The sequence below is a fragment of the Dyadobacter sp. genome (assembly GCF_039919315.1).
Classification (GTDB): domain Bacteria; phylum Bacteroidota; class Bacteroidia; order Cytophagales; family Spirosomataceae; genus Dyadobacter.
Genome location: NZ_JBDSFX010000070.1, coordinates 58,494 through 79,557, shown reverse-complemented (window position 1 = coordinate 79,557; position 21,064 = coordinate 58,494). Strand labels below are relative to the sequence as shown.

Genomic DNA, 21,064 nt, shown 5'->3' with positions numbered 1-21,064 from the left:
TCAAATTTTGTTTAGTGTTAATGTCATTGTCCTGATTCCACATAAAGCTCACCTTTTGCTTTACTCAAATCCACTTTGGCGATCATCAGATCATAAAGTGCTGTGAAATAATTTGTTTGCGCCTCTTTAAAAGAAGATTCGGCATTGATCACTTCAATATTTGATCCTATACCTTCTTTATATTTGATTCGCGTTACCCGAATAATTTCTTTCGATAAATCCAGGTTTCGCTGGCGTTCTTTCAGCTGCTTCACAAGATTTGAATACTGAATCTGGCTTTGCCTAACTTCAAGATTGATAGATTGCTGCAGCAGTTTCTGGTTTTGCTTGATCTTTTCAAGTGCATTTTTTGACTGAATGATCTTGTTCTTTTTGCTGAAACTATCCCAAATCGGAATATTCAGGTTGAGAGCAATGGAGGCCTGATTAAACCATGGCTGGGTAAAAAACTTGCTAAATATGTCTGTACCAGAAGAGTAACCGTAGTTAGCATTCAGCGTCAGTGATGGCAGATAACCGGCAGAAATATTCCGGATGTCCAGCATCTGCAATTTTTCCTGAACTTCGAGCGTGGAGTATTCAACGCGAAGCGAATAATTGGAAAGCACTTCTTCATTAGCAGCGACAAACTGGCTAACATCTGTTGTCGATAGCTTATCAGTCAGCTTAATCGGCTCTTCAACGTCCATGCCCATCTGGAATTTCAAAAGCATTACAGCAACCTCCTGCAACTTCACGATGTTTTCAAGCTCAGTAGTGAGATTGTTTCGTTGTACTTCCAGTCTGTCAACGTCCAGTTTTTCAACAAAACCCTGGATATTCATTTGAACCGTTTCACGATAAGTTGAATCGAGCCTGGAAAGGTTGTTTTGCAAAAGTCCGATACGCTCGTCATTTACAAGCACATTATAGTATGCCTTCGTAACAGCTTCTGCGACCTGGATCTTTGACGCCTGCAGATTTTTTACAGACAGATCTTTATATGTCTGAGAAGCCTTCAAACCGATCAGGTAGGAGCCGTCAAAAATAATCTGACTAAGGCTGGCGGCGGCGCTGGCTGAGTGCGTTACACCAAACTTGGCTGCCACAACGTCACCTTCCGCGGCATTCGGATCGAACGTTTTGGCTGGGATGAAGAAACGCGGAACAGCAGGATTATTGGTATAATTCACCGTAGCATGCGCCTGAGGTAAACCAATAGCCTTCACTTCCTGAACACGTGCATTGGCGCTGGACTGATCAATTTTAGCGTTTTTGATATTAATGTTTGTCTTGATGGCATATTCCACGGCTTGTTTCAGGGAATAGCTGCCTTCCTGCGCATGCAGGGGCGCAAAACTCAGTAAAATCGCCAGCAGCGCTAAACTGTTGCGAAATATTCGGTCATTTTTCATGGGTATTGATTTCAATTGCTGATTTATCTTTTATGGTGTTGTAGTATTCAAATCCTTTTTCCGACAAAACGCCTCTCAAAAAATGTAGCAGAAACTGCATTTGGGTATGCGTCATGTTAAATTTCCTGGCTGGGAAAATCGTTGGGTCAAAAGCCATTACAATCTGCTCAACGCGTAACATTGAAAGTACATCCGCATCTATATCAGGTCGATAAAGCCCCAATTCGATTCCTTTGATCAGGTTATCCCGGATACTTTTGATAATGTACTCATGCTTGTAAGTCTGAAAAAGCTCCCATGCTGCCGGATAATATTTTTTCAAATCATACAAAAGCGTTGGATTCATATCGGACAATGTATCCCGCATTTGCACGGAAGCATACATCATCTGCTCAATCGGATTGTCTGCCTGCTCATCCAATTTTTCCATCTCGCATTTCTGCGCCGTGATTGCTTCTTGTATTACAAGTGCCAGAATCGCCTCCTTGTCGGAGTAATGCTGATAAATGGTCCGCTTCGAAATTCCCAGGTCTTTGGCAATATCATCCATGGTAACGCTCTTGATTCCGTAGCGCCAGAATAGATTTAATGCTGATTTTATAATTCGCTCTTTCACAGAGCAAATTTGAAATATTCGAATGAAAAAAACTAAGAAAACTTTATAAATGTTGAAAGTTTTCTGGGCGTTCTTCGAAGGCCGACGGTTTCAGATAGGAGACCTCTGTTTGAAATGTTACTAAATTGTTAAATAACAGACGATTCGGAGCTGTTTACGGCGCGTAAGGATGGGGTAGTAAGGTGTGTTTTCATAGGGGAAGTGGAGTTTGGATGAAGCGTTTATAAAATTGAAAATAGTAATATAATAAGATTTTTTATTTCAGAATAAATCGAATCACGAGCTGCAAATGTAACTAATTGGATGCTGTACATATAATTATGAGCTCTAAAAGTAGGCAGGCAATTAGCAGAAGGTCAATCAAAAAATTATTAAACGGATTATTTGGGGTATGAACTTGGCAAATAAGCAGATAAATCGATGCGGGGCGGGAATGATTTACGACTGAACGGTGTTTGGAAATGACACATATTCTGACCAAATTTCGAGTCTTTTTGTTCTTTAGTATTAACTCACAATTCACTTTTTGCCATCGCTACAAACAAATCAATGAAAAGCTACATTGACCTGATTCAGCAGACGTTCGAGTTTCCTACCATGGAATTTAACGTTGATAATAATGAATTGCTGTTCAACAATGTACCACTGATGGATATCATCAAGGAACATGGTACGCCGTTAAAGATCAATTACCTGCCAAAAATCGGGGAGCATATCGAAAATGCAAATATGTTTTTTCGTAATGCCTTCAAAAGACATAACTACAAAGGAAGCTACACGTATTGCTACTGCACAAAGTCTTCACATTTCAGTTTCGTGCTGGAAGAGGCTTTGAAGCATAATATACATCTCGAAACTTCTTCGTCTTTTGATATCCCCATTATCCGCGAACTATATCGCCGTGGTAAGGTAACCAAAGGCACTTATATTCTTGCCAATGGTTATAAACTGCCCCGGTATACCCAGTACCTCAGCGAGTTGATCAATGAAGGGTTCAATGTTATTCCAATATTGGATAACCTGAAAGAGATCGAATCCTATGAGCAACAGGTAACTGCGGATACGGTGAATTTTGGAATGCGCATTGCGACGGATGAAGAGCCAAATTTTGCTTTTTATACGTCCCGTTTGGGTATCCGGTATAATGATGTACAGCAGCTTTACAAGGAGAAAATAGAGCCGAATCCGAAGTTTAAGCTCAAAATGCTCCATTTCTTTATCAATACGGGTATCAAGGACAGTGCTTATTATTGGAGTGAGTTGACTCGCTTTATGTTCAAGTATTGTGAAATGCAGAAAATCTGTCCGGAACTTGATTCAATCGATATTGGTGGCGGATTGCCTATTCAGACGTCATTGCAAGCTGGATATGATTATCAGCAAATGATCGATGAGATTATAGAGAACATTCAGTGGATCTGTAACAAGAACAATGTACCTGTTCCGCATATTTTTACGGAATTCGGAAGCTATACCGTGGGAGAAAGCGGCGCGGTGATTTACGAGATCATTGACAAGAAACTGCAGAATGATAAAGAGCTTTGGTACATGATCAACGGCTCATTCATTACGCAGCTTCCCGACTCGTGGGGCATGAACCAGAAATACATCATGCTGCCGATCAATAACTGGGATAGTCCGTACCAAAAAGTAAACCTCGGCGGGCTGACTTGCGATTCACAGGATTTTTATAACAGTGAAATGCACAGTGCAGATTTGTATATGCCGATTTTTGAAGAAGATTCTGAAAAGCAATACATTGGATTCTTCCATACCGGTGCTTATCAGGAATCGCTCGGAGGTTATGGCGGTATTCAACATTGCCTTATTCCCGCTCCAAAACACGTTTTGGTAGATAAAGATGAGGACGGCAAGATAGTGACACGTGTTTTCGCAGAAGAGCAGCACAGCGACTCCATGCTGAAAATCCTGGGTTTCAAAGATGAATCCTATACAGTGGCCGATACCAACAAGAGTACCGAAATGCAACCGGTTGAAGCAGAAGAGGAATTAGCAGAAACAAAAATCTGATGTGATATATAAAGTTCTTTGAATGAGTTCGTTATTAGTCAAACTAAAAGTCTCATTCAAAGAATTTATTTTTATATTTTTGCGGTGACAAAATCTTATACGAACAGGAAAATGAAAAAAGTAATATTTCTTATCGCTATCTGCGGAACATTGGCGGTTGCATCCTGCACCAAGCATGCCTGCCCTGCTTATGGTTCGACTCCGAAAACTACGCAGCCAGTACCTACTGAAAGGGTCTAATTACTGGCTCAATATTATTTTTTTTGCCGCTTCTAGTAAACTGAACGCAGCGTAATCTCCTGCTGAAGTTTCATTTTCACGGACAATGTGAATGGTCCGTACCCCCGCATTTTTGCCAGCTTCCATATCCCGGTCCCGATCACCGATCATCCACGATTGGTCAGGATCAATATTATATTTTGCAATCGCCTTTTCCAGCATCAGCGAACCTGGTTTACGGGAAAGAGAATTACCGGAATGAGCCGGGTGGTAGGGAGAGAAATAAATGTCGTCCAGTGCGCCATCTGATATTTTCTGTAATGCTTCGTGGATAGCGTACACATTTTCAGCCGAGTACAGTCCCTTTGCAATACCTGCCTGATTAGTAATGACGATCAGCAGATAACCTGCACTTTTTAGCGATTTTAATCCTTCCGCAACACCTTCCGGGATCACCAGCTCGTCCAGATTATACAAATAGTCCGGGCAATCTTCGTTCAGTACTCCGTCGCGATCAAGGAATACGCATTTTGTTTTGGGTAAAGACATAAGGCTGAAACTAGGAGGAATATTCTTTAACCGATTCAATGAAACAACGCACTTTGTCAGGATTTGTGTCCGGGTAAACACCGTGACCGAGGTTGGCAATATAACGTTGCGTACCGAACTGACCAACCATTTTCTTCACTTCCGCCCTGATCTGATCATAAGATGAGTACAAGACGCAAGGATCAAGATTGCCTTGTAAAGTCTTGTTCGGGATCAGTGCGCGGGATTCGGCGATGTCCATATTCCAGTCCAGTCCTACTACCGAGCAGTCGAGCTCGCTGATTTCCTTACGGGCGAAGAACGCGCCTTTTGCAAAAACTGTGAGCGGAACTTCGGTAATCGCATCACAGATCTGTTTGATGTATGGCAAGGAGAAAATCCGGTATTGCTCGGGAGAGAGAATTCCCGCCCAGGAGTCGAATATTTGGACCAGATCAGCACCAGCAGCAATCTGCGCTTTCAGGTAAGCAATGGTACTGTCGGTTATTTTTTGAAGCAGTAAATGAGAGAACTCAGGATCGGCATATAAATGCTTTTTCGCAACGGAAAAAGTCTTGGAGCCTTTTCCCTCGGTCATGTAGCAAAATATAGTGAAAGGCGCGCCGGCAAAACCAATCAAAGGTACCCGGCCAGCCAGGCCTTCTTTCGTCAGCTTGATAGCGTCCAGCACATATTTCAAATCCGTTTCCGGTTCGGCAATGTGCAGTTTGTCAAGATCCTGAATGGTATGCACGGTGGCAGGAAAAACAGGCCCGCGCTGTTCGATCATTTCATAAGGCAATCCCATCGCCTCCGGGATTACCAGAATGTCGGAGAAAATAATGGCGGCATCTACTCCTAATATATCGACGGGTTGCAATGTAACTTCCGCAGCCATTTCAGGCGTAGTAGCCAATGCTATAAAGCTTCCCGCTTTCTCCCGGACCGCCCTGTATTCCGCCAAAATCCGTCCTGCCTGCCGCATCATCCATACAGGTGTGCGTTCCGTTTTCTCTCCGCGCGCCGCCCGAAGCAATAGGTCATTTTTCAATTTCATGCGGCAAAGTTATAACAGAAAGCGGTCAAAGAGAAGTTTGCTAAGTAAGGTCTTGGAATAGATTTCAGGCAAAATAGGAAAGACGAGTAGTTTAAAGCCTCTCAAAATCGGTACTTCTCTGGGTACAGCGATATGCAAAGGGTCTGTTTCCTTTGGAAAGTTTTTTGATTTTGCGCCACCGCTTGATGATTTGCTCGACCATTTCCCAGTACTGATAGCCTGTTTTTGAAGGCGGACTTAGAAAAAATACACCCACATGGTGCTCCTCAAATAGTTCTCTCTGCCGTCGGGTACGATGAATGTTCAAATCTTGTGTGATCACAACACCGTTCTCTTGGCCAATTCTTGGCAACCAATATTCATCCAAGGCGCCTCTTCCAAAAACACTTTCTATGGATAAAACCTCAAATGCATCTCCATTAGGCCTTTCAAGTATGTGTAATCCGGATGCCAGATGCGGAGAGATATTTTCATCAATATAAATTCTATTCATGCCGCATTACGATGAAAGCTGATGGCATCTTTCACCTGATCTACGGTCAAATCGTAAAGCCCGACTATTACTTCGATGGATTCCCCTCCACGGAAAAGATTAAAAACTGTTTCGGTTAAAACATTGGTACCACCAACAACCGGCTGTCCAAACTGTCTTTTAGGATCGATAATGATCTTATGATCTTTTCCCAAAGGGAAAAATCTCTCTGCGAGATGATTGTTATTGAAATCCACTTTTTTACAAAATGGCTCAAAAATTTCTTTGATAGTCAATTGTAATGTTTCATCGGCTTTTATGATCTCGCCAACCACTCCGGCAAATAGCACCTGTTTCCCATCTGTAAAGATATTAGACTTGGCAAATGGATAATTTGTTTGCAAGATTTTCTCAAGAACTTGGTGCGCCTTGATAATTTTCTGTGTACTCACACCTTCCTCGCGCAATTGGTAGAATGCAAAAAATTCAATGAGGGTGTAAAAATTAGTTACAAGATCTCTACCTGAGCCGTCAGAGAAAGCAGAACCGCTAGATTTTCCAAATCGGGCATTCCAGTATTCAAGCAGCCATCGCTTGACTTTGGCTTGTGGTAAACCAAGTATGGCCGAAATATCGGGAATAGTATAAATCCCCGTTCCTACTCCGAAAATGGCAGCGGTATCTGACTTCAAATAATCGATGGGTGGTTGTGTGTAGTTTAACCTATAACGAACGGTTAATGTCAATAGCAATTTATGGAAATTTCTTGCTGTAAGTACATTCAAAAGTCCGAACGGTAGGCATCAAATAGTATGAGGTGACACATACACATCAAAATACCTCTCAAAACCTAAAATTAACCCCGACCAAAAAGTTTCTTCCTGCCTGCGGGAAGTAGAAATTTTCCTGTGTCAGCGCGCCTCCAGCGAAATAGCCGTAGGTGTATCCATTCGATTCGTATTTTTCATCGAGGATGTTGTTGACCAGCAGATTGAATGTAATTTCCTTGGTCCAGGCCGGTTTAATCGTCCATGAGAGACGTACATCATTGGTCAGGTAGGCATCCAGCTTTCTCGATTCCGTGGAGGTGTTATCCAAATATTGCTTTCCGACGTATTTGGTCAGCAGCGCTACTTCCAGGTTTGTTCTCAGATTGTAAGAAAACTGGCTTCCCACGATCACATTCGGAGAAAAGGAAATGTCGGATTTTCCGTGGTTAATGGTGTTATAACCGCCATCGTCGTAATTCACGACGTATTCAGTGAAATTGTCGATCTTGTTCTGGCTGAATGTCACATTCGCATTCCATTTCAGGAATTTGTTAAAAGCAACAGCACCTTCCAGCTCGACCCCTGTCCGATAACTTTTAGGAACATTCACGCGGACTGAATTACCCACATCATTGATCTGCCCCGTCAGTACCAACTGATTTTTATAACTCATCAAATAATAATTTCCTGAAAAGGCCCACTTGCCTTGCTGGGTGCGAAATCCTGCCTCTACATTCTGCATTCTCTCACTTTTTGGGAACAATCCAGCTGTCGAAGAAGTGAAATCGTCGCGGTTTGGCTCTCGGTTTCCAATGCTGTAAGAAGCGTATACTGAGCTTTGAGAAGCTAGCTGGTAGGTAAGTCCTGCTTTGGGATTAATGAAGGAATATGTCTCGTCATAGTTCAATTGAACCAGGTCATTATCCGTTCCAGCAATGTTGTGACGAACATTTCTGTACTGTAAATCGGCAAATACATTGAGCTTGTCAGTGAGCTGGTAATACAGTTTTCCGTAAATGTTAAAGTCTTTTTTAATGCCTTTACTTTGGTAGTACTGATGTTCGTTCTCAATATTTCCGGCATTGCGGGCCCAGATAATTTGTCCGTAATGGTCGCCGTCGTATTTGTTCCAGCCACCGCCAATGCTGGCAGTGAGTTTCTTGAAACTATTGTAATCCAATGAAAATGTTGAGCCGTAAAAATAGTTATCCAACCAGCGACGACGGATCAGGTCAGTTTTGGTGAGGGTATCCTTTCCGGCAATGACATTGGGTAAATTGTAATTGCTGTATTTGTCCTGGGTGCGGTACTGTTCATAATAGCCGAGGCCACGCACCAGAAAAGCATTGAGATTAAATGTCCATTTATCGCTCAGGTTATGGGAAGAAACGATCTGGTAATGGTCCTGGCGGTAGTTGTCGACTTCGTTTTTGTAAGTGTATGAATTGTAAGTCCGGTCGTCGGAGTCCAGCAGATTTTTAGCATCCTTTTCGCTGAGGCCATTTCTGTCAATGTAACTTAACACACCTTCCCGATCACCACGCAGCTTAGCTTCCGGAACACCGTTCCAGGATTGGTATGTCCTTTCTTTTCCCGAAAATACATTGACACGAACAAAGCTTTTTTTACCAAAATAACCACCAGATAGATAGTAGGAATGCAACTCCGAGGAAGCGCGATCCACAAAGCCGTCCGAAGAAACACGCGACAATCGGGCATCAAATGTGAATTTATCCTTGATCAATCCCGAGCCAACTTTCAATGTATTTTTGAACGTATTGAAAGACCCGTACGAATTATTTAGCTCTGCATAAGGCTCCTGACGGAACGCATTGGTATTAATATTGACAGTTGCTCCAAAAGCCCCCGCACCATTCGTTGAAGTTCCCACGCCGCGCTGCACCTGAATGCTGCTTACCGAGGAGGCGAAGTCAGGCATATTAACCCAAAACACACCCTGACTTTCGGCATCGTTGTAAGGGATTCCATTGACCGTAACATTAATCCGGGTCGCATCCGAGCCCCTGATCCGTATACCCGTGTAGCCCACACCGCCACCCGCGTCGCTCGTACTCACGAGGGAAGGTGTAAAATTGAGCAGTACAGGCAGGTCTTGTCCCAGATTTTGCTTGTCGATTGCGGCTGCGCTCACATTGGTATAAGCCATTCCGGTTTTGTCGTTGACTCGGGTCGCATTGATAATGACTTCGTCGGCCTGGTAAGTGCTTTTGCTTAGTTTGATGTCGAATGCACCCGACGCAATTTCGGTTTTGACAGATTGGTACCCGATGTATGAAATGTCCAGGGAAGTAATGTTATCGGGGATATTTTTCAGAGTAAAATTCCCGTCCTTATCCGTGTTGGCACCTCGGATTTCACTTGCTTTGATCGTTGCTCCCGGCAGGGCTTTACCATCTTCCGCGTCGGTAACGCGTCCTGTGATGGTTTTTTGTGCAAAAACCGGAGTATATATGCTGAGAATCAGCATGAAAAGATAGGTAGTAACGTTTCGCATTGCGATCAATGGTTACAACAGGCAGGGGCCACCTATCAATGTTTCAATAAAAAAATTAAGGATCAGCTGTATGATTAAGCTTTCTCTTCCTCCGCCGGCATTACCCGGATCAGGTATATGGGTATGATCTCAGCCCGTTCGGTAGGGCACCCCTTGAGATATTCTGTAAAAGTAATGTTCAGACGCGCAGCATTCAAGAAAAGCAGCATTTATTGTACCCTTTTTTTCCAAATGTCAGGATTAAGGCTAGTATGTAATATTCCAAAATTAAGGTCTCTATCAAGATCATCCATTGTAGTTTCAAAATCTAGAAGTTCAGAAAGATCATCTTGATAATTTTCCAGCCTGGCCAAGACAATGTCTTTGTGCCAATCAGGGATACTGCTGGTTTCTTCTTGTTCTATTTCGAGATATTTACTCTTCAGCGCATTCCATTCTGAGATTGGAATGTATACTCCGGTTGTCACCCCTTTGCTATTTGATATGTACTGAAGTCTCATTCGAGTGATTTGCAGCTGGAAAGCCAGTTTCGTGTAATTGAATTTTCTTATTTACAAATATAATGAATTCACATTTCCTTATTTTTACATAACTCAAACGAACTCACTAGCATACTCAATACAGCAATGGCAAACTATACAGACACCATGGATATCAGTGCTTCGCAACAGGCGATGGAATTGGAATACCGATACGGGGCGCATAACTACAAACCAATGCCGGTCGTCCTGGAAAGAGGACTGGGGGTGTATGTTTGGGATGTAGAAGGAAAGCAGTATCTCGACTTTTTGTCGGCATATAGTGCTGTAAGCCAGGGACATTGCCATCCGCACATTGTGAATGCCATGATAGAGCAGGCCCAGAAACTGACGCTTACTTCGAGGGCTTTTTATAATGACAAGCTGGGAGAATGTGAAAAATTCCTCTGCGAATATTTTGGGTATGACAAAGTCCTGATGATGAATTCGGGCGTGGAAGGTGGCGAAACTGCTTTAAAATTGACCCGGAAATGGGCCTATAAAGTAAAAGGCATTGCACCCGACAAAGCAAAAACCGTATACGCGTCGGGCAACTTCTGGGGACGAACATTGGCTGCCATTTCAGCTTCTACGGACCCGTCGAGTACCAATGATTACGGGCCTTTTTTACCAGGCTTTCAGATCATTCCCTACGATGATCTCGTTGCATTGGAGGACGCATTCAAAGCTGATCCCGATATTGCGGGCTTTATGGTGGAGCCTATCCAGGGCGAAGCGGGTGTGGTAGTTCCGGCGGAAGGTTATTTGAAAGGAGTAAGAGATCTGTGTACCCAATACAATGTGCTCTTTATCGCGGACGAAGTGCAGACAGGCATTGGTCGCACAGGTAAGCGCCTCGCCTGCGACTGGGAAGGCGTGAAGCCGGACATTTTGGTTTTGGGGAAAGCATTATCAGGCGGGGTAATGCCGGTATCGGCTGCACTGGCCGACGACGAAATTATGCTCACGATCGCTCCTGGCGAACATGGCTCCACCTATGGCGGAAATCCGCTGGCCTGCGCCGTGACAATCGCCGCATTGCAGGTGATGGAAGATGAAAATCTGGCCGAAAATGCGGAAAAAATGGGACGACTTTTCAGGGATAGAATTCTTGCTTTGCAGAAACAATCTTCTCTGATTGAAGTCGTTAGAGGTAAGGGTCTTTTGAATGCAATTGTGATCAAGGACGAGGAGGATAGCAGCATGGCTATGGACCTTTGTTACAAAATGATGGAAAAAGGGCTGCTTTGCAAACCGACTCATGGAAACAAGATCCGTTTTGCGCCCCCACTGGTGATCAAGGAGGAACAAATGAACCAGGCCTGCGATATTATTGATGAAGTCTTTCTTGAAATGAATAGCACTATATGAAAATAAAACTATTTCTATCAGTCCTTTTTCTTGGAGCAGCATTGGTTTCATGCAAGGATAAAAACGTAGATCCGGCGACGGAAACAGAAACCAATCAGTGGATCTACGACAACATGAAATACTGGTACTACTGGACTGATCACATCCCTGCCAAGCCGGATTTAACAAAAGACCCAGCCGCCTTTTTCGAATCATTACTTTACAAATACGACGCGACACTGCGCCCCGACGGCGACCGTTTTTCATGGATTCAGGAAAGTGCCGATGAGCTGGAAGCATCACTAGGAGGCGAATCGAAGACTTCCGGGATGGAATTCAAACTCGTATATTACCCTTCTGGGACTAATAATGTGATCGGTATCGTTCTGTACACGATTCCTGATTCGCCGGCTGCCAAGGCTGGTTTTACGAGAGGCGACATTTTCAGTAGTGTGAATGGACAAAAACTAACTGGCTCTAATTATAGCCAGTTGCTCAATACACAGGAAAAGCTGACTTACACATTGGCAAAAATAGATAAGGACGGTGTACTGGAAGAAGGTGCGACAAAGCGCGATGTGACGCCAATTGTCTTGCAGGAAGATCCAGTTTTCTTTGATACACTGTTTAGCTATGGTGCTGACAAAATCGGCTATGTAGTTTACCACCAGTTCATTCCAGAGCCTTACAAAGGGAATGACAAGGAGTATGATAAAAAACTGGACGCGATTTTTGCCAAATTCAAATCAGGTAGTGTCAATTCGCTCATCATTGATTTGCGTTACAACCCGGGAGGCTATGTCAGCTCGGCTACGAATTTTGCGAGCCTGATCGCGAAAGCTACTGCCAATGATGTTTTTTATTACAAAGAATATAATGCGCAGGTCACGGAAACGAGCCGGAAGAAGTATGGCGATTCTTACTTCTATGACAAATTCGTTACCAAAAGCCAGAATATCGGTGCGGATCTCAAACATTTGGTCTTCTTAGTTTCATCTCGCTCGGCATCGGCCAGCGAATTGATGATCAATGGATTAAAGCCATATATGGATGTGACGCTGGTAGGTAGCAAAACGGTGGGTAAAAATGTCGGTTCTGTTACATTGAGCGGGAAGGATAAGGGAATTAAATGGGGACTGCAGCCGATTGTATCCAAATCCCTGAACAGTAAGCATGAGTCCAATTACCATACCGGCTTTGTTCCCGATGCACAGGTGAGTGAAGGTAATATTTTGTATCCTTATGGCAATCCCAAAGATCCGCTGCTCGGTGAGGCGCTTTTTCGGATAACCGGAACGCGGATCACACGCCAGGTGAAGGGTGCCAGAACTTTGCAGGATGAAGAGGCATTGGAGATCACGTCCACCATCCAGAGAAAGGCAGGAGGTAGCAATATGTTCTATGATCAATAGTAGCAGCAAGTCATAAAAGTCTTTATAATTTGAGGATGGTGAGAAGCGGTAAAAACTGTTCTCTCACCATTTTTTATTGCTATTTTTACAACTTTGCAATTTGAGGATCCTAACTAATTGATAGCATATGAAGCTGGTGAATGACATGACTGTCTGGTTTTTAAAGCGGCGCTTTGAAAGGATCGAGCAGTTTATGAAAAACCCCATTGAAACCCAGCAACGCGTGTTTTCGGAATTAATTGAAACGGCGCGTTACACTGAATGGGGTAGTAAATACAATTACGGTCAAATGAAGACCATCAAAGAGTTTCAGGAGCAGGTGCCTGTTTCTTCATACGAAGAATTATATCCCTACATTGAGCGGGTTCTCAAAGGCGAGCCTAATGTGTTGTGGCCTTCCCAAATAGAATGGTTTTCCAAATCATCAGGGACTACCAATGCACGTAGCAAATTTTTGCCTGTATCTCCCGAAGCGTTGGAAGAATGTCATTACGAAGGCGGGAAAGACATGATGACGCTCCTGATCAATAACCGTCCTGATACCATGGTGTTTGATGGGAAAGGGCTGTCTATCGGCGGTACATTGCATGCCAATCCTTTTGATGATTATACACAAGTAGGGGACGTGTCGGCAGTAATTATGCAGAATTTGCCTTCCTGGGCGGAATTTATGCGTACGCCACCATTGGATGTCGCATTAATGGACCATTGGGAAAGCAAGCTTGAAAAAATGGCGTCGATATGCTCTCAGGAGAATGTTACGAGCATTCTTGGTGTGCCTACCTGGACCATTGTACTGCTAGATCAGATCCTCGCGTTGACGGGCAAAAAGAATATGCTTGAAGTATGGCCTGATTTTGAGGTTTTTGTCCACGGAGCGGTATCATTTGAGCCCTACCGTGATTTGTTCATGACCAAATATTTCCCTTCCGACCAGGTTCTTTACCTGGAAACTTATAGCGCCTCTGAGGGGTTTTTTGCGATTCAGGATGATGTGAACAGGATTGGAGAAATGCTTTTGATGCTGGATTACGGCATTTTTTATGAATTTATCCCGGTCGAAGAGGTTGGGAAGCCACACCCGAAAGCGCTTTTGCTGGATGAAGTTGAGATAGGTAAAAACTACGCGCTTGTTATTTCAACTAATGCAGGCTTATGGCGTTACCTGATTGGTGATACTGTCAAATTTACTTCCAAATATCCTTTTCGTCTCAAAGTAAGCGGGCGCACCAAGCATTTTATCAATGCATTTGGTGAAGAGGTGATTGTGGAAAATGCGGATCATGCGATTAAAATAGCAGCGCAGCAAACCGATGCGCTGGTGGCGAACTACACCGCCGGGCCCGTGTACATGGGCGACGGATCGCGGGGCAGACATGAATGGATCATTGAGTTCACAAAAGAGCCTGAAAATCGCAAAGAATTTGAAAAGATTCTGGACGAGTCACTTCGTGAAGTGAATTCTGATTATGATGCCAAGCGATACAAAGACATGGCGCTGCTGCCTCCATTAATTCATTTTGTCCCCGCCGGAACGTTTTACTCCTGGATGGGGAAACTGCACAAGCTAGGCGGACAGAATAAGGTACCAAGGCTTAGCAACACCAGGGAGTATCTGGATGATTTGTTGGCAAGTATCTAGGTAACTTCGGCTGTCGGCTCTCAGCTTTCTGCTTTTTCATAATTTCACCAATCATTCATTTTTATCAACTCTTCCAAAGCTGACGGTCGACTGCCGAAAGCCGAAAGCCAAAATGATCCCTAAGTACCTTAAAATTAAAGGCCTTTATTCTTATCAAACTGAGCAGGAGATCGACTTTGATCCTTTGACGGAGGCATCCCTGTTTGGGATTTTCGGTTCGGTGGGTAGCGGCAAGTCGTCTATTCTGGAAGCGATCACTTTTGCATTGTATGGTGATACCGAGCGGCTTAATAAGTCGGGTGATGACCGTACCTACAACATGATGAATCTCCGGTCGGATGATTTATTGATTGATTTTGAGTGCATTGCAGGGAAGAATGGTGATCGCTACCGGTTTACGGTACGAGGCAAAAGGAACAGTAAGAACTTTAAGGATGTAAAAACTTTTGAGCGAAAAGCTTATATCTGGCAGGATGATGCCTGGGTACCGCTTTCTGAAAACCAATCAACAGAAAGTATCATAGGGTTGAGCTATGACAATTTTCGTCGTACCATTATCATTCCGCAGGGACGGTTTCAGGAATTTATCGAACTGAAAGATGCGGAGAGAACGCGGATGATGAAGGAGCTTTTCCAACTGGAAAAGTATGATTTGAGCCGAAACGTTGGGTCACTGAGCAAGCAGAACGACCTCGCATTATCTAATGTAGACGGACAGTTGATGGGCCTCGGCGAAGTGACATTGGAAATGGTGGAAGCGGAGGAAAAAACAAGGGATGCGGTCAGGCTTGAAATTAAAAAAATCAATGATGAGTTAATCGTTCAGACTGAGTTGGAAAGCCAGTTTCAGAAGTTGAAATTGACTGCGGAGAAAATTCAGCTGCTGAAAACTCAATTACAGTCTTTGGAAGCGCAGCGGCCCGCTATGCAGTTGCGCGAGGAGATACTGCGGACTTTTGAGATCTGTTCATTGCATTTTAAGTCGCTTTTGGATCAAAAATCAAATCTGTCCGGCAACATTGGCAGGGATCAAAAAATGTACGAAGCCAATCGGGTGCGGACGGCCGAAATGACCATAATTCTTGAAAAACAAAAGGAGGTTTTGCTCCAATTGAAATCGCAATATGAGAAGCGGGAGGAGCTTTTGGATACTGCGGACGAGTTGGAAAAAGTAATCCGGATATTGGAAAATACGGCTGCACTAGTCAAAAGAAAAGAAGCATTATTGCGTGGAGAGGAGCAGTTGAAAGAGAAGGAGAAAAACATTGTCCTGCTTAAAAAACAAAGACTCGATAGGGAAACGGAAAATGAGCTGCGTAAGAATCAAATTTCAGACATTCAGGAGATTAGTCTCGTAAAATCCTGGTTCAACACTTTGGATGCATTGACTGAAAGCCGCCTGTTGGTCAAAAATGAGGCGGAAAGTTTGCAGGCAGAGATTGTCAGACAACATGAAGGATTGAAAGAGAAACTGGCAGAAATAGTCGCATTAACTTCGCTCGACTTGACTGAAACTCCGACTCAGGAATCTTTTCAAAATGTTGTCGCTGAATTTCTTGGTAACAGAGAGGCTCAACAGAGAACATTAAACAAACAATTACTTCAAATCAACACCAAACTGGCTTTGCATCAGTACGCGGGCGATTTGGAAAATGGTGAACCCTGCCCGCTTTGTGGCTCGGAACATCACCCGGCGATTCTACATTCAGATCATGGGCTTTCTGCTGAAATTCTAACTCTTGAGAAGCAAATTATTGCATTGGAAGATCAGGAGAAAAAAATGAGGCAACTTCAATCGCCCATTGAAAAGATTTTTAATCAAATCGAAAACCTGGAAAAGCAGAAGGTGGCGATCAGGGAGCGGTTTGCAGAAGCGAAATCACGGCTGGAACTGCATCAGGCTGGATTTATATGGCCCAAATTTGATAAAAGTGATCGGGAAGGTTTTGACAAACATTTCGCAGAAGTCAATAAAAACCAGGCGGAGATTAAGGAAATGGAGGCGGCGATAAAATTGCTGACCAGCAGAATTGAGGCTGACATTCTCGAAAGAACAGAAAAGATCGAGAAGCCATTGCAAAACCTGAGAGACGAGATGCTGAGATTGGAAAACACCGTACTCACATTGGCAGAGCAATTGATGAAGGTAAATCCAGCAGATTTTGAAGGGCAGGAAAAACCTGCAATCGCGAAAAAAATCGATGAATTGAAATTGCGGTACCGTCAGATCACCGATCAGTTTGAACAAGCAGAAAAGCAAATCGACATTCTTGAAAAAGAAAAACACACATTGTCGGGAAGTCAGACTACCTTATTAGTAGCATTGGAAAACGGCAAGAAAGATCTTCTGGGAGTACAGGCGAAAATTGAAGAGCAACTGAACAAATACACATTTGAGTCGGAAACCCAGGTGAATGGCATTCTTGCAAAACCTATTCAGATTGACATGGAGCGAAAGGCCATTGATGAATATAAATTTGCACTGGAAACAACGGGACGCGATTTGCAAAATGTGCTCAATGAGAATCCTGAGCAACTATATGACATTGCAAAGCACCAGGAAGTGACCAAGGCCAAGGAATTATTGGCCGGGACTCTTCATAACCAGCGCAAAGAAGAGGGCAGGTTAGACGGTCTTTTGAAAAAAATGGCAGAGGATTTGGCTAAAAAAGCATTGTTACTCAAAGATAAAGGTCGTCTGGAATTGAGAAGAGAGCATTTGGGCGAATTGGCCAAACTGTTCCGTTCCAGCGGCTTTGTGGATTATGCGTCGAGCATTTATTTGCAGAACCTGATCCAGGCTGCCAATCACCGTTTTCATCAGATGACTCACCAGCAGCTGCATTTGGAACTGGGAGAAGGTAATAGTTTCTGGGTGAGAGATTTGCTGAATGGTGGCCACATGCGGTTGCTCAAAACATTGTCGGGGGGACAGAAATTTCAGGCTGCATTATCGTTGGCATTAGCACTTGCCGATCACATTCACGTCCGCAATGAGTCGAAACACAACTTCTTCTTCCTCGATGAGGGTTTTGGGTCGTTGGATAAAAATGCGCTGCAAACGGTTTTTGAAACATTGAAATCGCTTCGGAAAGAGAACCGGATCGTGGGTATCATCAGCCACGTGGAGGATTTGCAGCAGGAAATTCAGACTTATCTGAGTATTAAGGAGAGTGAAGAGGGTAGCCGCATTGTGGCTAGTTGGAAATAAGACTTGGCAAGTCTTTCAGACTTACCAAGTCTTGCTTTTTTTAAAACCAGCGGCTTACACTCAACGAAATCAGGTAGTCAGCAAAAGCCGCGTCTCCCTGCGTTTTTCCGGTAATATCCAGTTTGTCAGCATAACTTTTGGTCCTGTTGCGGTACAATGCGAACGGAACGCTTGCAGAAGCTGAAAATTTATTTTTGATGTAAGAGATTCCAGGCTCTCCCGAAACTACATAGCCCGGGCGACGGAAACCTTTGCTGCCGCCGATGAGGTCATCAGAAGGTACTCCTTCTACACGACCGCCCAGCATCACCGATACACCACTGTGGCCCAGCGCATAACTGACACCTAATCTGCCCGCAAACTGATCTGCAACGCTGAAATAGCCTGTGTTTGGGTCAATGGTAGTTGCTTGCGGATTACGGTTCACTTTGTTGGTTTCCCGTGGATTGGAAAGATAAAATCCATTGAAATACAACGCTACTTTGTGACTGAACGAAAGGTAACCCTGTGTTTCCAGGAATGCTCCCACGCCGCCATCCCCTAGCTGAATCGACTGATCCACCGGTTTTACGATGGTGTAATCGTTGCCTTCTTTGTCCAGTTTATGAAATTCGCCTTCAACATGCCGATCACCGGTTGGAAGCTTGACCCCGCCACCGATGGAAATATTAAACTTGGGCATTTTCAGAGGGTCGCGCAGCCAATAACTCGTCGATATTCTAAGGTCACCTATTCCTTTTGATCCGGTGTGGAAACGCTTTTGTTCAGGATTTGCGGTGATAGGATTGCCGTAATGCTCGTATAGCGATGAACGGTCATTGTGCTGAATCGGAAGGTTGACAGAAATAGACCAACGTGTGCTGGGCTGATAAGTTAGTCCTAAATCCAGTGCATGCGCCACATTGATTACCTCGGTTCCATTTTCAACGCGTTCGCTTTCCTCATGGTCACCGCGGAAGTGACGGAATGAGCGGAAGAAACGGTAACCCGCATTGATCTGAAATTTGCCATTCTGTTGTTTGAAAAAGTCGGCAGATGTCGCACCTGGGCTGCAAGTGCTCATGCCACGGATAGCTACGCAGCCCTGAGCGAACAGATTGGTTGTTAAATGAGTACTAAGCAGGCAAAGAACCAGTAACAGGGTATATATTTTTTTCATCGGGACTTAATATTTTCAGTTATAAGTAAATACAATGTGCTGATCTATAAATGTATAGGCAGCCATTGAAGAGGAAATTAACAGAAAAAAACTAAGCGCGATCGGGCGGGGGAACAATGGTAGAAAGAAGTGGTGCGGTGGCAGAGCCTGCACAATAGGGAAAGTCGATTGAAAGATTAGTAATGTAAATATCGGGATGCAGAATTGATTTCGGGGAAAAAGGAAGGTAACATTTGAGCAGCTCGTTCAATAGTTTTACAGCCCTATCCGACGTAGATTCACTTTTTTGTTTCTGATCACTGAGGTGGTTCATGTTTTCGGCAAGCTCAACAAACCGCTCTCTTGCGGATACATTAGGCTGCAACGTCACATAAAGCGTATCATTTTCTATTTTCTGATGAATCACATTGTAAAATTCACCATTCTTTTTGACGAGGCCGGGTGTACCGTTCTCATTCTCCCAGGAATCTGTGTAAGGTAGGGAGGGCACTGCAACAGCCATAACTTCGGGAATGGCAGTGTCATAGGCAGTGGAGACATTTTCAAATTGCTTGTCAAAACACAAAACCGCCACAGCTAATCCAAAGGTATGGTACAGCAGTAAACCGAGAAGCGCTATGGGTACAAGTCTTTTCAAAAAGTCTAAAATTTTCCAAAAATAATATAATTAACCGAAGTTACCGTCATTTTTATTCATCTCTATGCTAGTATCGGTTACATGGGGGCCATTTTGAATCCTGCTTAAAACCGTATATTTGACCTGGAATTCGCCCTCTGACCTTTTATGCTTTTAGAAAACTTCTACAAGATATTTTTTTTCTGGATTGAAGCCAAATTAGCGGACAAAAACTGGATGTGGAAACTCACATTCGTTTCGGTTTTTGTTTCTCTGTTCCTTGCTTTTCCCCCTTATTCGCTTCTGGCGGACCATTTGAGTGTTTACGGGAGTAAGCTGGATGCTTGGGTTTTTGTGCAAAATCAGGCACAGGATCTGTTCCATCCCAAGAATATGGAATACGATGTGCGTCGCGAAAATATGATTTTCCGGTGGACACTTCCGCTATTGTCGTTTCTGACGAACCATAATGTGGTATTGATCGTGGTTTTGCAAGGCATATTGGGCATTCTATTTCTGAAAAAGGCCGGGGATTACGTTTTTTCGGTATCTGGCGACAAAATTGCGACTGCCTTATTCGTCATGTCGCTCGCCAACATATTTGTAAGCGTGTGGGCGTTTGCGGATGTACATGGCTATGGCGATGAATTTGCCTACTTCTTTCTGCTGACTGCATTGTTGAGCCGCAATCCTGTCGTCATATTCTTGTCCGTACAATTTGCTTTTTTTACCGATGAAAGGGCAGTTGTAGCAGGTGGCTACCTGCTGCTGTGGTGGATGGTGACGAAAGCCTATGATAAGAACGATTTTAGCCTTTCAGCGTTGTTTAAAGCCGCATTCACAGGAGAAAGTGCAGTGATATGGGTCGCGTGGATCGTCTATTTCGGTATCCGGGAATATGTCCAGCAAAAATACTTTCCGCACCATAGCTATTCCACGATCGGGACGCCGGTCCTGTTCGCCGATGCGCATCGTAATGGGCTTGGCAGTAGTGTATGGGGCGCTTTCGAAGGGACCTGGCTAATCATGGGTGCAGCACTACTAAGCCTGTGGCTTACTAAACGCTACCTTGTTCTTTTCGCACTATTTATTGGTTTTGCGGTGTTGCTGGCAACCGGAATTTATGTGCATGACATTGACAGGGCGCTTTCCTACGGCTTTCCTTTTATTCTGCTGGCGGCATTTATTTTGTTCAAAACAGCATCACTACGGTCTGTCAGGATTGTTTTCTTCTTTTCAATGGTAGTGTGCGTTTGCCATCCACAGGTGTTTTATATGGGTTATAACAAAATCCTCTGGCTTGAACCTTTTCCGGTAAAAGGCTTGATGTACCTGGATCGGGTGTTATGCTGGAATTTTTTCGATTAACTGACTATTTGACAATTTCTATTTTTCATTAAAAAATGAATATTACCTTTATCGGTTACCTGGGGAATTGATAATCTTTTCTTTCTAAATGATTGACTGAAAAATAATTGATATCGACCTGCAGATAATCGGTTTTTTTATGTAAACTGTATTTTTGTATTTTCAGCAAAAAATGTCCGAACTTGG

The 21,064-nt window shown here is 43.7% G+C and carries 17 protein-coding genes and 1 riboswitch; of the genes, 7 read left to right on the top strand and 10 right to left on the bottom strand.

Annotation, left to right across the window (positions count from 1 at the left end):
- Positions 1-23: 23 nt before the first annotated feature.
- On the bottom strand, positions 24-1,394 hold the full coding sequence (locus ABIO93_RS19580) for a TolC family protein (protein ID WP_348070723.1): 1,371 nt from the start codon (positions 1,392-1,394) through the stop codon (positions 24-26).
- Entirely contained in the window at positions 1,384-2,010 is a 627-nt protein-coding gene (locus ABIO93_RS19575) for a TetR/AcrR family transcriptional regulator (protein ID WP_348070721.1), read from the bottom strand. Before ABIO93_RS19575 ends, ABIO93_RS19580 begins: the two co-directional genes overlap by 11 nt.
- 549 nt (positions 2,011-2,559) lie before the next feature.
- Between ABIO93_RS19575 and ABIO93_RS19570 the strand changes: the two genes are divergently transcribed.
- Together ABIO93_RS19570 and ABIO93_RS19565 are read left to right on the top strand one after the other, a co-directional pair.
- Positions 2,560-4,041, top strand: coding sequence for an arginine decarboxylase (locus ABIO93_RS19570; RefSeq protein ID WP_348070719.1), 1,482 nt, complete (start codon positions 2,560-2,562; stop codon positions 4,039-4,041).
- A gap of 111 nt (positions 4,042-4,152) precedes the next feature.
- Entirely contained in the window at positions 4,153-4,281 is a 129-nt protein-coding gene (locus ABIO93_RS19565) for a hypothetical protein (protein WP_348070718.1), read from the top strand.
- Here ABIO93_RS19565 and ABIO93_RS19560 read toward each other — a convergent pair whose 3' ends face one another.
- The 6 genes from ABIO93_RS19560 to ABIO93_RS19535 form a co-directional block, all read right to left on the bottom strand.
- Complete coding sequence (locus tag ABIO93_RS19560; RefSeq protein ID WP_348070716.1) at positions 4,282-4,809, bottom strand: HAD family hydrolase; 528 nt, start codon at positions 4,807-4,809, stop codon at positions 4,282-4,284.
- Positions 4,810-4,819: 10 nt separating this feature from the next.
- Positions 4,820-5,845 carry a uroporphyrinogen decarboxylase gene (gene hemE / locus ABIO93_RS19555; protein WP_348070714.1) on the bottom strand — a complete coding sequence of 342 codons (1,026 nt, stop codon included), beginning with the start codon at positions 5,843-5,845 and terminating at the stop codon, positions 4,820-4,822.
- A gap of 91 nt (positions 5,846-5,936) precedes the next feature.
- Positions 5,937-6,338, bottom strand: coding sequence for a hypothetical protein (locus ABIO93_RS19550; RefSeq protein ID WP_348070712.1), 402 nt, complete (start codon positions 6,336-6,338; stop codon positions 5,937-5,939).
- Positions 6,335-7,102, bottom strand: coding sequence for a DUF433 domain-containing protein (locus ABIO93_RS19545; RefSeq protein ID WP_348070710.1), 768 nt, complete (start codon positions 7,100-7,102; stop codon positions 6,335-6,337). The genes ABIO93_RS19550 and ABIO93_RS19545 overlap by 4 nt, the downstream gene beginning before the upstream one ends.
- A 58-nt stretch (positions 7,103-7,160) precedes the next feature.
- Positions 7,161-9,602: a TonB-dependent receptor gene (locus ABIO93_RS19540; RefSeq protein ID WP_348070708.1), complete on the bottom strand. Its 2,442-nt coding sequence runs from the start codon at positions 9,600-9,602 to the stop codon at positions 7,161-7,163.
- Between the two features lie 70 nt (positions 9,603-9,672).
- A riboswitch (TPP riboswitch) is annotated at positions 9,673-9,766 on the bottom strand.
- A gap of 45 nt (positions 9,767-9,811) precedes the next feature.
- On the bottom strand, positions 9,812-10,102 hold the full coding sequence (locus tag ABIO93_RS19535; RefSeq protein ID WP_348070706.1) for a hypothetical protein: 291 nt from the start codon (positions 10,100-10,102) through the stop codon (positions 9,812-9,814).
- Between the two features lie 126 nt (positions 10,103-10,228).
- On the opposite strand from ABIO93_RS19535, the gene rocD reads away from it, so the two are divergent.
- From rocD to ABIO93_RS19515, 4 genes are all read left to right on the top strand, one after another.
- Complete coding sequence (gene rocD / locus ABIO93_RS19530; RefSeq protein ID WP_348070704.1) at positions 10,229-11,491, top strand: ornithine--oxo-acid transaminase; 1,263 nt, start codon at positions 10,229-10,231, stop codon at positions 11,489-11,491.
- A complete protein-coding gene (locus ABIO93_RS19525; protein ID WP_348070702.1) occupies positions 11,488-12,882 on the top strand; it encodes a S41 family peptidase in 1,395 nt (464 codons plus the stop codon). The genes rocD and ABIO93_RS19525 overlap by 4 nt, the downstream gene beginning before the upstream one ends.
- A 127-nt stretch (positions 12,883-13,009) precedes the next feature.
- Positions 13,010-14,524: a GH3 auxin-responsive promoter family protein gene (locus ABIO93_RS19520; RefSeq protein ID WP_348070700.1), complete on the top strand. Its 1,515-nt coding sequence runs from the start codon at positions 13,010-13,012 to the stop codon at positions 14,522-14,524.
- Positions 14,525-14,636: 112 nt separating this feature from the next.
- Complete coding sequence (locus ABIO93_RS19515; protein WP_348070698.1) at positions 14,637-17,735, top strand: SMC family ATPase; 3,099 nt, start codon at positions 14,637-14,639, stop codon at positions 17,733-17,735.
- A gap of 40 nt (positions 17,736-17,775) precedes the next feature.
- Here ABIO93_RS19515 and ABIO93_RS19510 read toward each other — a convergent pair whose 3' ends face one another.
- Together ABIO93_RS19510 and ABIO93_RS19505 are read right to left on the bottom strand one after the other, a co-directional pair.
- Positions 17,776-18,894, bottom strand: coding sequence for a hypothetical protein (locus tag ABIO93_RS19510; RefSeq protein WP_348070696.1), 1,119 nt, complete (start codon positions 18,892-18,894; stop codon positions 17,776-17,778).
- A gap of 91 nt (positions 18,895-18,985) precedes the next feature.
- Entirely contained in the window at positions 18,986-19,531 is a 546-nt protein-coding gene (locus ABIO93_RS19505) for a hypothetical protein (protein ID WP_348070694.1), read from the bottom strand.
- 147 nt (positions 19,532-19,678) lie between these two features.
- Between ABIO93_RS19505 and ABIO93_RS19500 the strand changes: the two genes are divergently transcribed.
- Positions 19,679-20,878 carry a hypothetical protein gene (locus tag ABIO93_RS19500; RefSeq protein ID WP_348070692.1) on the top strand — a complete coding sequence of 400 codons (1,200 nt, stop codon included), beginning with the start codon at positions 19,679-19,681 and terminating at the stop codon, positions 20,876-20,878.
- Positions 20,879-21,064: the final 186 nt, after the last annotated feature.